This is a genomic window from Psychroflexus sp. S27, from assembly GCF_002810405.1.
GTDB lineage: Bacteria > Bacteroidota > Bacteroidia > Flavobacteriales > Flavobacteriaceae > Psychroflexus > Psychroflexus halocasei_A.
Genome location: NZ_NEXQ01000019.1, coordinates 108,377 through 122,765 on the forward strand (window position 1 = coordinate 108,377; position 14,389 = coordinate 122,765).

The 14,389-nt window shown below is 34.2% G+C and carries 15 protein-coding genes; 5 read left to right on the forward strand and 10 right to left on the reverse strand.

Translation table 11 applies throughout. The features are described 5' to 3' along the window. Positions 1–7 precede the first annotated feature (7 nt). The 6 genes from CAP47_RS03175 to msrB (CAP47_RS03200) all read right to left on the reverse strand — a co-directional run bounded on the left by CAP47_RS03175 (position 8) and on the right by msrB (CAP47_RS03200) (position 5,504). Positions 8–1,663, reverse strand: coding sequence for a M23 family metallopeptidase (locus CAP47_RS03175; protein WP_238140939.1), 1,656 nt, complete (start codon positions 1,661–1,663; stop codon positions 8–10). 84 nt (positions 1,664–1,747) lie between these two features. After that, positions 1,748–2,530, reverse strand: a complete 783-nt coding sequence (locus CAP47_RS03180; RefSeq protein WP_100775509.1) for a TrmH family RNA methyltransferase — start codon at positions 2,528–2,530, stop codon at positions 1,748–1,750. Positions 2,531–2,586: 56 nt separating this feature from the next. Next, the gene (gene lpdA, locus CAP47_RS03185; protein ID WP_100775354.1) at positions 2,587–3,978 is read right to left on the reverse strand and encodes a dihydrolipoyl dehydrogenase; all 1,392 of its coding nucleotides are present in this window, start codon (positions 3,976–3,978) and stop codon (positions 2,587–2,589) included. 112 nt (positions 3,979–4,090) lie between these two features. Further along, positions 4,091–4,630, reverse strand: coding sequence for a hypothetical protein (locus CAP47_RS03190; RefSeq protein ID WP_100775355.1), 540 nt, complete (start codon positions 4,628–4,630; stop codon positions 4,091–4,093). A gap of 2 nt (positions 4,631–4,632) precedes the next feature. Continuing rightward, on the reverse strand, positions 4,633–5,007 hold the full coding sequence (gene msrB / locus CAP47_RS03195; RefSeq protein ID WP_100775356.1) for a peptide-methionine (R)-S-oxide reductase MsrB: 375 nt from the start codon (positions 5,005–5,007) through the stop codon (positions 4,633–4,635). Continuing rightward, positions 5,007–5,504 carry a peptide-methionine (R)-S-oxide reductase MsrB gene (gene msrB / locus CAP47_RS03200; RefSeq protein WP_100775510.1) on the reverse strand — a complete coding sequence of 166 codons (498 nt, stop codon included), beginning with the start codon at positions 5,502–5,504 and terminating at the stop codon, positions 5,007–5,009. Before msrB (CAP47_RS03200) ends, msrB (CAP47_RS03195) begins: the two co-directional genes overlap by 1 nt. 80 nt (positions 5,505–5,584) lie before the next feature. On the opposite strand from msrB (CAP47_RS03200), the gene CAP47_RS03205 reads away from it, so the two are divergent. Together CAP47_RS03205 and CAP47_RS03210 are read left to right on the forward strand one after the other, a co-directional pair. Further along, a complete protein-coding gene (locus CAP47_RS03205; protein ID WP_100775357.1) occupies positions 5,585–6,400 on the forward strand; it encodes a M48 family metallopeptidase in 816 nt (271 codons plus the stop codon). Between the two features lie 4 nt (positions 6,401–6,404). After that, complete coding sequence (locus tag CAP47_RS03210; protein ID WP_238140940.1) at positions 6,405–7,730, forward strand: MFS transporter; 1,326 nt, start codon at positions 6,405–6,407, stop codon at positions 7,728–7,730. Here the strand turns inward: CAP47_RS03210 and CAP47_RS03215 are convergent. The 4 genes from CAP47_RS03215 to CAP47_RS03230 are packed head-to-tail and all read right to left on the reverse strand — an operon-like array spanning position 7,714 to position 11,926. Beyond that, entirely contained in the window at positions 7,714–7,938 is a 225-nt protein-coding gene (locus tag CAP47_RS03215; RefSeq protein WP_100775359.1) for a DUF6095 family protein, read from the reverse strand. The genes CAP47_RS03210 and CAP47_RS03215 overlap by 17 nt on opposite strands. After that, a complete protein-coding gene (gene murQ, locus CAP47_RS03220) occupies positions 7,925–8,740 on the reverse strand; it encodes an N-acetylmuramic acid 6-phosphate etherase (RefSeq protein ID WP_100775360.1) in 816 nt (271 codons plus the stop codon). The genes CAP47_RS03215 and murQ overlap by 14 nt, the downstream gene beginning before the upstream one ends. Beyond that, positions 8,737–9,561 (reverse strand): DUF4249 domain-containing protein, encoded by an 825-nt coding sequence (locus tag CAP47_RS03225; protein WP_100775361.1) that lies wholly within the window; start codon positions 9,559–9,561, stop codon positions 8,737–8,739. Before CAP47_RS03225 ends, murQ begins: the two co-directional genes overlap by 4 nt. Before the next feature lies 1 nt (position 9,562). Next, the gene (locus CAP47_RS03230) at positions 9,563–11,926 is read right to left on the reverse strand and encodes a TonB-dependent receptor (protein WP_100775362.1); all 2,364 of its coding nucleotides are present in this window, start codon (positions 11,924–11,926) and stop codon (positions 9,563–9,565) included. 212 nt (positions 11,927–12,138) lie between these two features. Here CAP47_RS03230 and CAP47_RS03235 point away from each other — a divergent pair, with 212 nt between their 5' ends. Genes CAP47_RS03235 through CAP47_RS03245 form a run of 3 tightly spaced genes read left to right on the forward strand, consistent with a single transcriptional unit; the run spans position 12,139 to position 14,389 of the window. Then, on the forward strand, positions 12,139–12,897 hold the full coding sequence (locus tag CAP47_RS03235; RefSeq protein WP_100775363.1) for a ParA family protein: 759 nt from the start codon (positions 12,139–12,141) through the stop codon (positions 12,895–12,897). 18 nt (positions 12,898–12,915) lie between these two features. After that, positions 12,916–13,815 (forward strand): ParB/RepB/Spo0J family partition protein, encoded by a 900-nt coding sequence (locus CAP47_RS03240; protein WP_100775364.1) that lies wholly within the window; start codon positions 12,916–12,918, stop codon positions 13,813–13,815. Continuing rightward, positions 13,808–14,389, forward strand: a complete 582-nt coding sequence (locus CAP47_RS03245; protein ID WP_100775365.1) for a DUF5683 domain-containing protein — start codon at positions 13,808–13,810, stop codon at positions 14,387–14,389. The genes CAP47_RS03240 and CAP47_RS03245 overlap by 8 nt, the downstream gene beginning before the upstream one ends.

Here is a 14,389-nt window from a genome sequence, read left to right on the forward strand (position 1 = left end):
GGTTTTCTTATTTTTTTCGATTAAAATTTGCTTCAAATATACGTGTATTTCCAACTTTATCAGTCACAACAACCTTAAGTTTATTACGTGTTTCTGTCACAGCATTATCATTAAAATCGTGAGTGAGTATTTTTGTTTTGTAATCATATTCCATCAAAATGAATTCGCCGTTCACGGTTGCATGAAAGGCATCAATGCCAGTTTCAGCATCATCAATTTCTAGTTTTAAATATCTGTAGTTCGACATCCATTTTCCATCTCTGAAATTGACTGGTTTTATCGTGGGTTTTTCATTATCAAATTTTAAACCATAGGTTCCGAAATCTTTGGTGTAGGTGACAAAACGATTTTTCTTCTTTTTGGTATTTGAATAATAATAACTTCCCCATGGGAAAATTTTTGCGATGTATAATTTAGATTTATCCTCTTCTGAAAACTCGCTGACATCAAAGCCTATCGACATACTTTTATGAAGAGGTGTTGTGTATTCATGAACTTTAATTTCATTAAAACCAAATTGAATATCGAGGTAGGTATCTTCGTAAAGTGCATTTTTGGGAATATAAACATCAATTTGATTGTTATCAAAAGCTGATGCATAATTTGATTGTGCAAAATAAGGGGTTCGCTTTTCTTCAATTTCAGGGAGCTCTGAAGCTCTTTTAGTTTCTACAGGAATTTGAATTGTTTTGGTGTTTCCCATATAATCTTTTAAATCAATTCGGTAAGTGATGCTTGTGCTATCTTGATCCATCCTTAAAATACCATCGTGATCATTTTTTTGAGCTAAATCGAGATTCAAATTAGACTGTAGAAATAACTTTTGAATTCTTTTTTTATGTTCTTTAAAGAAAGCATAATCAATCATTCGGTTGATGTATCTTGTTTCAGCAAATGAAAATCTATCAAATTTTGTTTCAAAAATCTTTTTACCATTTTCAAAGGCTTCAGCTGAATATAAGCCATTTTTATTATAAGCTAAATCAAATTGATCATAAGCATCAAAGCCAAACCCAATTTCGCCAAAAGCATCAATAGCTTCGGCTTTATAAGTGTCTTTTCCTATTTTGGAAAGTTTAATTTTTTTACGACTTCGTTTCCCGTCTACAATGGATTCTTTGGTGAGAGGGTAGGCGTAAAGTCCTCTTATCATCGGTGCTTTCGTGTCTTGTATGTCTTTAAAACCAAACAAAAAAGGATTCATCGGTCTTGAATTGGAGTCTCTAATTTCAAAATGTAAATGCGGGCCACCACTAGAACCTGAATTTCCGCTATAAGCGATGAGTTCACCTTGATTAACTTTTATCTTATCTTCAGCGGGAAACAGCTCGATTGTGTATGATTCTTTTTTGTATTGCGCTTGTTTCACGTAAGCTTCGATATCTGGAGAAAAGTGATTGAGGTGCGCATAAACCGTTTGATAACCATTCGGATGCGTGATGTATATCGCTTTCCCGTAGCCGTATCTTTGAATTTTGATTCGGCTGATATAGCCTTCTGCTGAAGCTTCAACAGGAAGTTCAGTCCTGCCTTGTGTTTTTATATCCATCCCAGAATGAAAGTGATTTGACCGTAATTCGCCAAACGTGCCAGACAATAAGATGGGAATATCAAGTGGTTTATGAAAGTAATTCTGAGGGACTTCACTCTCAGTTTGACTCATAGCCATCTGATGAAGGCATAAAAATAATATACCTAAAAAAACATTTTTCATAGAAGGATGCGTTAGACCTTAAAAATATAAAATTTATTTGATTTGTCGCTGTCTCACTGCTTCGAAAATTAGGATAGCAGCAGAAACAGAAACATTCATTGAGTCAATTTGTCCTTGCATAGGAATAATGACATTTTGAGTTGATTTATCACGCCACTCTTGTGATAAACCCTCTGCTTCAGTACCAACGACAAAGGCAGTTGCTTTATTATAATCAGTTTCTAAATATGAATTAGAATTCTGAAGTGTTGCCGCATAAATTGAGATTTCATTTTTATTTAAAAACTCAATGATCTCAGAAGTCTGCCCAACAGCAATTTGATTTGTAAACAAAGTGCCAACACTTGAACGAATGATATTTGGATTATATAAATCTGTTGTTGGGTTTGCAATGATCACAGCATCACAATTAGCTGCATCTGCAGTACGTAAAAGTGCGCCGATATTGCCAGGTTTTTCAGGAGCCTCAGCGACTAAAATCAAAGGGTTTTGATGTTCGAATTTTAACTGATCAAGTTGATGTGCTTTAGGCTCAACAACTGCGATAATGCCTTCTGTTGAACCTCTGTAGGCAATTTTTTGATAGATTTTTTCTGAAATGTTAAATACTTCAGTACTAGGAAAATCAATTTTTTGATCAAAAATGTTTTCGCATATAAAGACTTGTTTGAAATAGTAATTTGCATTTCTTGCGAGTTCAACCTCTCTTTTGCCTTCAATAATAAAGGTATTTAATTCTTGCCTCGTTTTACTTTTTTTCTGAAGTTGAACAAGTGTTTTGATTTTCTGATTTTGTAAACTTTCGATGTGTTGCATAAATAAAAAAGCTCCTGTTTTGGCAGGAGCTTTCAAAAATATATAAAAAAAATTTATTAAATATGAATAACTTCATCATAAGCAGCTGCAACAGCTTCCATGACTGCTTCACTCATTGTAGGGTGTGGGTGAATTGTTTTCAGAACTTCGTGCCCAGTTGTTTCAAGTTTACGACCCAAAACAGCTTCAGCAATCATGTCTGTTACACCAGCGCCAATCATATGGCAGCCTAACCATTCGCCATATTTTGCATCAAATATAACTTTGACAAAACCATCTTTTGTTCCAGCAGCACTAGCTTTACCAGATGCCGAGAATGGAAATTTACCAATTTTTAATTCATAACCAGCTTCTTTAGCTTGCTTCTCTGTCATACCAACACTTGCAATTTCTGGGCTTGCATAAGTACAACCAGGAATATTACCATAATCAATTGGTTCAACTTTTTGACCAGCAATTTTTTCAACACAAAGGATACCTTCAGCAGAAGCAACGTGAGCTAGGGCAGGACCGTGTGTAATATCACCAATTGCGTAGTAGCCAGGGACATTTGTTTGGTAGTAATCGTTAACAACAACTTTGTCTTTCTCTGTTTTGATACCAACATCTTCAAGACCGATATTTTCGATATTTGTTTTGATACCAACTGCAGATAAAACGATGTCAGCTTCAAGAACTTCTTCGCCTTTTTTCGTTTTAACAGTTGCTTTAACTTTTTTACCAGAAGTATCTAGTTTTTCAACAGAAGAATTCGTCATCACTTTGATGCCTTTTTTCTTATAGATTTTCTGGAATTGCTTTGAAACATCTTCATCTTCTACAGGAACTAAATTCGGCTGAAACTCAACAATTGTCACTTTTGTTCCCATATCATTATAGAAGCTAGCAAACTCGCTACCAATTGCGCCAGAGCCTACAACAATCATAGATTCAGGTTGTTTCTCAAGTGTCATCGCTTCACGATAACCAATTACTTTTTTACCATCTTGAGGTAAGTTTGGTAATTCTCTAGATTTAGCTCCAGTTGCAATAACAATATGATCTGCCTCGTAAGTTTTCTTTTTATCTTTAGAATCGGTGACTTCTACTTTTTTGCCTTTTTTGACTTTTCCGTAACCGTCAATAACATCAATTTTATTTTTCTTCATTAAAAATTGAACACCTTTGCTCATTCCTGATGCAACATCACGGCTTCTTTTCACGACAGCACCAAAATCTTTATCAGCTTTTTCAACTTTTAGACCGTAGTCGCTAGCATGATTCAAATATTCAAATACTTGAGCGCTTTTCAGAAGTGCTTTTGTTGGAATACATCCCCAATTTAAACACACACCGCCAAGGTTTTCTTTTTCTATGACTGCGGTTTTTAACCCCAGTTGGGAAGCGCGAATCGCTGTTACATATCCTCCAGGACCACTTCCTAAAACAATCAGATCGTATTTACTCATATTGTCAATTTTTAAAATCTAAAATTTGTGCACGAAGTTACGTAATAAGTTTTAAAAGATGAATTTTTTAAGGATGAGTTCATCTTCAAAAAACAAAAAACTTCTATTATAATTAAAGGTCTAATTGGTGTTCTTCAAGAGATTTATCTTGCTGCACCATATCTTCTTTTAAGTTTTGATAAGTGTCAGTCCTCAAACTATTAGCTTCAGTTGCTGGTAGGATGACAACTCTAAAAATTTGATTATTTGTAAATTCAGGACCTAAGGCATTTAAATTAACATTACCATCAAGAAAAATGTTGACATCAAAAAAAGTATGATTAAAGTTGTAAGAAACTTGATCACCAAAGTCTAAATAAAAAGTTTGTGGCAATGGTGACCATACATCAACAGGACCAGTAGGGTCGCTGATTTGGCTTTCTAATAAATAAACTAAGACAACATCTGTTTCGAAAACCTCCACAGATAATGGAAACTCTGAAACAGCGCTATAATTGTTTTGAGGATTAAAATTCACTTCAATGTCATAAACATGACCAATTTCAGAATCACCACCGCTTCCTGGAGGTCCTGGAGGACCAACTGGTCCACGATCTCCTTCACATGCAATAAACGCAAAGGCAATAGTAAAAAGTATAAGTATTTTTTTCATAATTATTGATTTTTAAAATTTAAACAGACAGAGTTAACACAATAACGTTTACCAGTTGAGGTTGGGCCATCATCAAAAATATGACCGATATGTCCACCGCAATTACTACATAAAATTTCGATTCTCATCATTCCTAGTGATGTATCTTTTTTGTATTCGATAGCGCCATCAACTGAACTGTCAAAACTTGGCCAACCACAATTGCTTTCAAATTTTGAATTGCTATCAAATAAAACAGCATCGCATGCTTTACAATGATACTTTCCATCATCAAAGTGTGTATTATATTTTCCAGAAAAAGGCGGTTCAGTGCCTTGTTCTCTTAAAACGCGATACTCCTCTTTCGTTAGTTTTTCTTTCCAATTTTTTTCTTCCATTATTTAGATTTTTCTTGATCAGTTATAAATTTCATTGCAACTCCATTGATACAATGGCGTTTTCCTGTTGTTTCTTTTGGACCATCATTAAAAACGTGCCCAAGGTGACTTCCGCATTTTGCACAAATCACTTCTTGTCTTTGGTAGCCCAGCTTCCGATCAGTTTTTAATTTAATATTGCCTTCAAAAGGTCTGTCAAAACTCGGCCAGCCTGAACCGCTGTCATATTTATACTTTGCGTTGTAAATAGGATTCTTACAAGCTGCACAAACAAAAGTTCCTGACTCATCAATTTGATTGAGTGGACTTGAGTTTCTAGGCTCAGTTGCAGACTTTCTTAAAACCTGATATTCTGCGGGAGTTAGTTCTTTTTTCCATTCAGCTTCTGATTTTGTAATTTCAAACTCTGAAGCTTCTGATTTATTACTATCATTTTGTGCTTTGGAATCACAAGAATAAAGTCCGATAGTCAATAACATTAAAAGTATATATTTCATTTTTAGCATAAAGTTAAGGCTTATCATTTGTTTCTATTTTTAAAAAATATCTAAATTTGACTTAAACATAAACAACAACCATGAAAAAATTAATCATTGTCTCTATTCTCGCTCTATTGTTCACAAATTGTGCCGAGAATCCATTTACAGGTAAAAAAACTTTAGCACTTGTCCCAAATAATGAAATCTTGCCGATGGCATTTCAACAATACAATCAAGTATTAAAAGAAAATAAAGTCGTTAATGGAACAAAAGAATCTAAAATGATTAAAGAAGTTGGCCGTAAAATAACGATTGCAGCTGAAAAATGGCTTGATGCAAATGGTTATAAAAATTACACAGACAACTACCAGTGGGAGTATAATCTTATCGAAAGCGAACAAATTAATGCATGGGCAATGCCGGGTGGAAAAGTTGCATTTTACTCAGGAATATTGCCTGTCGCAGAATCTGAAACTGGTATTGCAACAATTATGGGACACGAGGTTGCCCATGCATTGGCTAATCACGGTCAACAACGTATGAGCGCAGGAACTTTGCAAGAAACTGTTGGTGCTGTTGGTGCAGCCGCGCTTAGTGGTGAAGATGCTGAGAAACAAGAAATTTTTAATGTTGCTTACGGAATGGGAAGTCAAGTTTTAGTGATGTTACCATTTAGCCGTAAACATGAAACTGAAGCTGATAAAATTGGTTTAACACTCATGGCGATGGCTGGTTACGATCCCGCTGAAGCACCTAATTTATGGATACGCATGTCTGAAGCAAGTGGAGGTGGTGGGCAACCAGAATTTTTGAGCACTCACCCTTCAAATGAAACAAGAATTAACAATTTGACTAAATGGGCAGAGGAAGCAAAGCAGACTGCTAGGCAGTATGGTGTAACATCTTTTAAATAATATTTTGTTACAAAAAGGTCATCCCAAATTATTGAATGCCTGGGCGTTTTACGACTGGGCTAATTCTGTTTATAGCCTTGTCATTTCGTCAGCTATTTTTCCGATTTTTTATGGCGCTTTAACTTTGGTTAAAAATAGTGATGGTGATATTATTAATGATCAAGTTGAATTTCTTGGTTATTCTTTTAACAATAATGCTCTGATTGGCTATATCACGGCTTTTGCGTTTTTAATTATTTCAGTTTTAAGTCCTCTTTTAAGTGGAATTGCTGATTACAGTGGTAGTAAAAAGTTTTTCATGAAGCTATTCTGCTATGTTGGCGCAGCAGCTTGTATAGGTTTATATTGGTTTGATTTAGAAAATCTTTGGTTTGGTCTGTTGTGTTACCTTTTAGGCTTAATTGGGTTTTGGGGAAGTATTGTTTTTTACAACTCATATTTGCCAGATATTGCTTTTAAAAATCAACAAGATAAAGTCAGTGCAAAAGGCTTTTCTTTAGGCTACATCGGAAGTGTGATTTTGCTTCTTGTCTGTTTGAGTATGATTTTAGGCTATGAGTTTTTTGGTTTTGAATCTGAAGATATGCCGACAAGATTGTCTTTTGTTTTAACAGGAGTTTGGTGGATAACCTTCAGTCAATATACATTCTATCATTTGCCAAAACCTGAAGCAAAAGGAAAAATGACTTCTCGTTTATTTTTTCACGGTTTTAAGGAGTTAAAATTAATTTTTAAAAAAGTAAGAGAATCCGTTGCTCTTGAGCGTTATTTGGTTGCTTATTTTGTTTACAGTATGGCTGTGCAAACAATCATGTTAATCGCAACATATTTTGGTGTTGAAGAAATTGATTGGGCTGAAGGAGAAGCGACGCAAGGTTTGATTGTGAGCATTTTATTGATTCAACTAGTGGCGATTTTAGGTGCATTTTTAGCTTCACGTTTAGCAGGAAAAATAGGAAATATTAAAGTTTTAATCGCTTTAAATATCATTTGGGTTGGGATTTGCATCTATGCCTTTTTTATGGAAACGCCAGTTGAGTTTTACGTCGCTGCGTTTTTTGTAGGTTTAGTAATGGGAGGAATTCAGTCTTTATCACGATCAACTTATTCCAAGTTTTTACCAGATAATGCAGTTGATACAACTTCTTATTTTAGTTTTTACGATGTTTCTGAAAAGGTCGGCATTGTGATCGGAATGATTTTTTATGGTGTTTCTGCGCAATTGACAAGCAGTTTAAGATATTCAATTATCTACTTAGCAATTTTCTTTATTGCAGGAATACTACTTCTTTTAAGGGTTCCTCGTCAGAAAATTAATCATCAAACATAGATGACATAATTGTTTTAATACCTCTAAACATCAAAAACATAGCGCCAGCACAAACAAGAAATGAAAAAATTAAGACAGGCCAATAAAGTGGTTTGTCTTGATTGCTAAAAGCACTGTACATAATTGTTGGGCCTAAAAAAAATAGGGGTAAAGCGCCTGCTAAAAATTTTATGCCTTTAAACAGTTTGTCTTTATTAGTGTGTTTCATTGTCAATTGCTTTTCGAACACTGCCGTGTTTTCTGAGTAATTCTTCTGATGTTGATAAGTTCAAATTTAAGGCTTCTGAAATCATTTTTGACCCGCGTTCAATCAATTTTTGGTTGGAAAGTTGCATATCAACCATTTTATTGTCTTTCACACGACCGAGTTTGATCATCACAGAAGTGCTGATCATATTTAAAACCATTTTCTGAGCTGTACCTGCTTTCATACGTGAACTTCCTGTAATAAATTCAGGTCCTACGATTACTTCAATAGGAAAATCTGAAAATTGACTTACCGGTGAATTTTTGTTACAAGTGATGCAAGCTGTTACAATTTCTTTATTTTGGCAATCTTCTAAACCGCCGATGACATAGGGCGTTGTGCCTGATGCAGCGATGCCGATGACAACATCGAGCTGATCAATTTTATAATCTTCAAGATCTTTAATGGCTTGTTTTTTATCATCTTCTGCATTTTCAACAGCTATACGGATTGCCTCATCACCACCAGCAATAAGTCCGATGACCATATTAGAATCAACACCAAAAGTTGGCGGACATTCACTGGCGTCTAAAATGCCTAATCTTCCGCTTGTGCCAGCGCCGATATAAAATAAACGACCACCTTTTGACAGTTTTTCACTAATCACATCAATAAATTTCGAAATCATTGGAATTTGCCTCTGAACGGCTAAAGCTACTTTTTGATCTTCATTATTAATGTTGGTTAACATCTCTGTTGTCGACATTTTTTCAATGTCATTGTAAAGGGAATCTTGCTCGGTAATTTTTATAAAATCGCTCATTTAATTTCGTAATCCAGATGATCGGTTTCTGAAAGGCTAAAATAGCCAAAAATATAGTCTTCAGGATTGTCTTGATCAACAATATTTCCTCTAACAGTTGCTGGCTGTGTTTGAAAAGGACCACCAGCAGCACCGGCTTGGTCAAGCAGAACTTCCAAATAGTTATAATATGTATCAGAAATTCCGTGAGCTCTTATTTTAAGTGTATCGCCAATCTCAAGATCTTCTTCTGTGTAATAAGCAAAAATTGTGTTTCCATCGTTAAACTCATCATCAAAAATAGAAAAAGTAGGATAAGCTAAATACTCAACATCAAAAGTGTACAAATAAAAATTTTCAATATTGGCAGGATCTTTATAATAAACTTTCACTTCAATATCTTCTCCAGTGAAACCACCATCATTAATTTGTCGGATGGAATCAATAGATGAAACTGACTTCAGTTTTTCTGTCGCTTTGAAGCTTCTGTTATCAACATTTACTGAAAGAGTATATTCATTTTCTAGTTGAGGTTGAAAATTATTTGTGATGTAAACACCATCAGCATTAGCGTCTATAAATGTAAAAACCTGGTTATTTTCATCGGTAATTTTAACCAATGCATCAGTAACAGGGGTTGGAGTGTTTTCGTAAAAACCTCGCGTTCTTGAAATTTTTATTTTTTGTTCACTTCCGCCAGTTCCTTTTTGCCATTTAATGGCAGCATCAATGACAAGGCGAGGTTTTGCAGTTGCAAGATCAACATCAACAGTATCAATACAGCTTGTAATAAATAAACTGATAAATATTAAACCGATATATTTAGAAATTGTATTTGTCATTTTAAAAATTGATTTGATAGCTCACAGACGGGACGATACCGAATATTGAAAACCTGTTGGCTTCATTTAAACCTGTGGTTTCGTTTTGTTCGAAATTTAAAGAAGCAGCATTTTTACGATTATATAAATTGTAAATACCAAAGGTCCATGAAGACGTCCAATTCTTTGAAAGATCTTTTTCAGGTGTTAATTTTGCAGAAATGTCTAAACGATGATAAGCAGGCAATCTGTTTAGATTTCGGCCTTCATAGACAGGAATATTTAAATCTTGATATTCAAATTGTCCAACAGGAAAGCTCACAGGGCGACCAGTTTGTAAATTAAAACTTGAGTTGAATGTCCATTTTTTGTTCAGTTCATAACTTGCAACTACAGAAATATCATGAGTTTTGTCGTAATTTGATAAATACCACTCACCATTATTAATACCACTTTCACCAGGATTTCTGCCTGGCGTTCTTTGCTCAGATTTTGAGAGTGTGTAAGAAATCCAACCTGTTAATTGCCCTTTGTTTTTTCTTAGAAGAAACTCCAAGCCATAAGCACGACTTTCGCCGTTTAAAATGACTTGCTCAATGGCATCATTGGCAATAAGGTTAGCACCATCAACATAATCAATTCTGTTCTTGACAGTTTTGAAGAAAACTTCAGATTCTAAACTATATTTTCTGTTTTCAAAATTTTTAAAATACCCAAAAGAATACTGATTCAGTTTTTGAGGTTTGACGTAAGTTCCACTTGGCGTCCAAACATCAAAAGGCGTTGGAGATGAGGTGTTTGAAAGTAAATGCAAGTTTTGCGTTAGACGATTAAAGCTTGCTTTTATTGAAGTATCATCGTTAAAGCTATAAGCTAAAGAGGCGCGAGGTTCTAAGTTGTAAAATTCTTTTTGAATGTGGTTTTTTGAGATGTCAACAACTTCAGAAGGTTTTGCTTTTTCATAAATGCCTTTTTCAGCATCATAAAGAATTGGGTTGTCGTTTGTGTAACGCTTAAATTCTTTTTCACCCATTCGCCAAAAAGCATTCAATCTTACGCCATATTCAGCTTTTAAATTTTCCAACAGTTGATGTTCAGCACTCAAAAAGACAGCGTGCTCGTAAGCATTTTTATCAGCAATTTTATTAGGGTTAATTCCTGAATCTGCTCTTGTTGGTTTAATTTCACCAGGATTAATGTTGTATTTGATTGAACTGACGCCATAATTCAGTTTAAAATCATTAGAGATTCGATGATTGAATTTTGCATTTAAGTTGAGATTACTGATATCATTTTTAAATTCAAACCCAACTAAATCTAAATCTAGTAAATATCCATAGAGAGAATATGAAAAATTAATATCTGCTGAGATGTCAGGGTTGAAACGATGGTTCCAATTCAAGTTAGCAAATGTGCTGCCGTAAGTGTTTGAGAAACTTTCATTAATTGTTACATAATCATTGCCATGATAAACAGAAAAATTCAGTTTGTTATTTGGGCTTAATTCAGTTGAATATTTACCGTTTAAGTCATAAAAATAAGCTGAGTTTTTATTGTCGGTTAGTTTTAAAAATAAATGTGCATAAGTTCCTCGACCTGCAAATAAGAATGAAGACTTGTCTTTTCTGATAGGGCCTTCAAGCAAAAGTTGACTTGAAATAACACCAATACTCGCTGAACCTTTAAAGTCTTTTTGAGAACCTTTTTTTTGTTTGATATCCAAAACTGATGATACGCGACCACCAAAGTTGGCAGGAATACCAGCTTTATATAATTTGAGATAATCAATTGAATTTGCATTAAAAACTGAGAAAAAACCAAAAAGGTGAGAGGCGTTAAAAAGAACAACATCATCAACCAGAATTAAATTTTGATCGTTGTTACCACCACGCACATTAAAGCCAGATGTGCCTTCGCCACCATTAGAAACGCCAGGTAATTGTAATAATGAACGAATGACATCAACTTCACCAAAAACAGCAGGTATTTTTTTGATACTTTCAGCTTTCAGAGTGTTAACACTCATCTGTGCAGTTTTTGTATTTAGCGCTTCAACATCTTGAGTGATGACAACTTCTTCCAAGACTTCTTCAGTTTCAGATAACTGAATTTTGAAATTTTTATTTTGATCAATCCTTATGTTTTGTGTATAAGTTTTAAAACCGAGAAAACTGACTTTTAAAATGTATTCACCTTCTGGAATTTTTATTTTAAAATGACCTTCAAAATCTGATGTGGTTCCTGTATCACCAATTGTGATATTCGCACCAGGGATTGCTTCGTTTTTGTCAGAAAATATTTGCCCTGAGATTTCAAACTTTTCTTGAGAATAAGCAATTTGAAAAATGCTAAATATTATAAAAAAGAAGGATAATTTAATGTTCAATTTAGTTTTTTAGCAAATATAGTTGCATTTCTATTTTAAAGGATGAAATTCTATTAATTTGGTAAATTTTTAATCTTGTTGAATGCATTCTGTTTTAAAGTTTAATATAAGTTTTAGAGACAATTTTCTTTTCAAAAAGCTGTTAATAACTTTGGTTTTTATATGCTTGAATTAATTGTATTTTTACAAACTTAAAATCGACAGTTACGTAGATGGGAAAAATAATTGCAATTGCAAATCAAAAAGGAGGTGTTGGCAAGACAACGACAGCTGTTAACTTAGCGGCTTCTTTGGGTGTACTCGAAAAGAAAGTTTTGTTAATTGATGCTGACCCGCAAGCGAATGCATCATCTGGCCTCGGAATCGATATCGAATCTGTTGAGATCGGTACCTATCAAATTCTTGAACATACTGAGAAATTAGAAAACGCCATTATTAAAACGGATTCACCTAATTTAGATATTGTACCAGCTCATATTGACTTGGTTGCGATTGAATTAGAGCTTGTTGATCAAGATAATCGTGAATTGATGTTGAAGCAAGCTATCGCTGGCGCTAAAGAAAATTACGATTATATTTTAATCGATTGTGCACCATCATTAGGTTTATTAACTTTAAATGCTTTAGCTGCTGCTGATAGCGTAATTATTCCGATTCAATGCGAGTATTTTGCTTTGGAAGGTTTGGGTAAACTTTTAAATACAATTAAAAGTGTACAGAAAGTTCACCATAAAGATTTATTGATTGAAGGTTTGCTCTTAACCATGTACGATTCACGTTTGCGCTTATCAAATCAAGTTGTTGAAGAAGTGAAAAAACACTTTAGCGATATGGTTTTCAAGACGATTATTCAGCGAAATGTGCGATTAAGTGAAGCGCCAAGTTATGGTGAAAGTATTATTAAATATGATGCAGCCAGTAAAGGTGCAAATAATTATTTAAGTTTAGCAGAAGAAATAATCAATGCTTAGAAGAAGAAAATAGTAATTATGGCTAAGACAAAGAAAAAAGCATTAGGACGCGGTCTCTCAGCATTATTGAATGATCCCGATAACGAAATAAATTCAGCTGAAGATAAAAATGCCGATAAAGTTGTTGGTAATATTGTTGAACTTGAGTTAAGCAGTATTGAAGTTAATCCTTTTCAGCCAAGAACAAGTTTTAACGAAAGCGCACTTGATGATTTAGCAACATCAATCAAAGAGCTTGGTGTTATACAACCGATTACGGTGCGTAAAGTAAACCGAAATCAATACCAGCTTGTTTCGGGTGAGCGTCGTTTTAGAGCTTCTAAGATAGTTGGTTTAGAAACAATTCCGGCTTACATCCGTATTGCAAATGATCAAGAGTCGTTAGAGATGGCTCTGGTCGAAAATATACAAAGACAAGATTTAGATCCGATTGAGATTGCTTTGTCGTACCAAAGATTAATTGACGAAATTGATTTAACGCAAGAGCAACTCAGTGAACGCATCGGTAAAAATAGATCGACAATCGCGAACTATTTACGACTTTTAAAATTAGATCCAATTGTTCAAACAGGCATGCGAGACGGTTTTCTGAGTATGGGACATGGTCGTGCATTAATTAATATTCAAGATGTTGAAAAACAGATTGACATTTATGAGCAAATATTAAAAAACAAACTTTCAGTTCGAGAAACAGAAAAGTTGGTTAAATCCTTAAATGAAGGACCAAAACAAAAAACACGTCAGCCTAAAATCGATGAGCAAAAGCAAAAAGTTGTCAAGTCAATATCTGAGCATTTTGGTGCTAAAGTAGAGGTGAAGTTGAGTAAAAAAGGAAACGGTAAAATTATCTTACCTTTTTCATCAGAAGAAGATTTTAATCGTATTTCAAAACTTTTACAAGATTCAAAAGATGCGTAGATTTTTATATCTCATTTTGCTTTTTGGCAGTCTTTCTTACGCTCAAGAGAAAGAAAGCGATTTAAAAATCAACAAAACTGAAGAAACATTAAAGGTTGAAGAAAAGTCTTTTCGTGCCGATCCTTTTGATGCACTAGCACCAGCAAAAGCAGCTTTCTATTCAGCAGTTATTCCTGGTTTAGGTCAAGTTTATAATGGAAGTTATTGGAAAGTTCCTATCGTTTACGGCGCAATTGGGACGAGCGCGTATTTCTACATTCATAATGATAAAGAATACAACAGATACCGAGATGCTTATAAAAGAAGGCTTGCTGGTTTTGAGGATGATGAGTTCAATGGTCTGTTAACCAAGCAAAACTTAATTGATGCTCAAAAACAATTCAGAAAAAACAGAGAATATTCACTTCTTTTTATCATAGGTTTTTATATTTTAAATATTGTTGATGCCAATGTTGATGCGCATCTCAATCAATTTAGTATCACACGGGATTTGAGTATTCAAACCAAGTTTGAACCAAACTATTTAAGCGGAAAACCTGATTATGGTTTAAGCTTGAACATAAAATTAGACTAA

Excerpts from the sequence above, each read along its gene's own strand:
- CAP47_RS03205 (WP_100775357.1), top strand. The coding sequence starts at position 5,585 with ATGAAAAAATTAATCATTGTCTCTATTCTCGCTCTATTGTTCACAAAT.
- CAP47_RS03190 (WP_100775355.1), bottom strand. The coding sequence starts at position 4,630 with ATGAAAAAAATACTTATACTTTTTACTATTGCCTTTGCGTTTATTGCA.
- CAP47_RS03235 (WP_100775363.1), top strand. The coding sequence starts at position 12,139 with ATGGGAAAAATAATTGCAATTGCAAATCAAAAAGGAGGTGTTGGCAAG.
- lpdA (WP_100775354.1), bottom strand. The coding sequence starts at position 3,978 with ATGAGTAAATACGATCTGATTGTTTTAGGAAGTGGTCCTGGAGGATAT.
- msrB (WP_100775356.1), bottom strand. The coding sequence starts at position 5,007 with ATGGAAGAAAAAAATTGGAAAGAAAAACTAACGAAAGAGGAGTATCGC.
- CAP47_RS03180 (WP_100775509.1), bottom strand. The coding sequence starts at position 2,530 with ATGCAACACATCGAAAGTTTACAAAATCAGAAAATCAAAACACTTGTT.
- CAP47_RS03215 (WP_100775359.1), bottom strand. The coding sequence starts at position 7,938 with ATGAAACACACTAATAAAGACAAACTGTTTAAAGGCATAAAATTTTTA.
- CAP47_RS03245 (WP_100775365.1), top strand. The coding sequence starts at position 13,808 with ATGCGTAGATTTTTATATCTCATTTTGCTTTTTGGCAGTCTTTCTTAC.
- CAP47_RS03175 (WP_238140939.1), bottom strand. The coding sequence starts at position 1,663 with ATGAGTCAAACTGAGAGTGAAGTCCCTCAGAATTACTTTCATAAACCA.
- msrB (WP_100775510.1), bottom strand. The coding sequence starts at position 5,504 with ATGAAATATATACTTTTAATGTTATTGACTATCGGACTTTATTCTTGT.
- CAP47_RS03225 (WP_100775361.1), bottom strand. The coding sequence starts at position 9,561 with ATGACAAATACAATTTCTAAATATATCGGTTTAATATTTATCAGTTTA.
- murQ (WP_100775360.1), bottom strand. The coding sequence starts at position 8,740 with ATGAGCGATTTTATAAAAATTACCGAGCAAGATTCCCTTTACAATGAC.
- CAP47_RS03240 (WP_100775364.1), top strand. The coding sequence starts at position 12,916 with ATGGCTAAGACAAAGAAAAAAGCATTAGGACGCGGTCTCTCAGCATTA.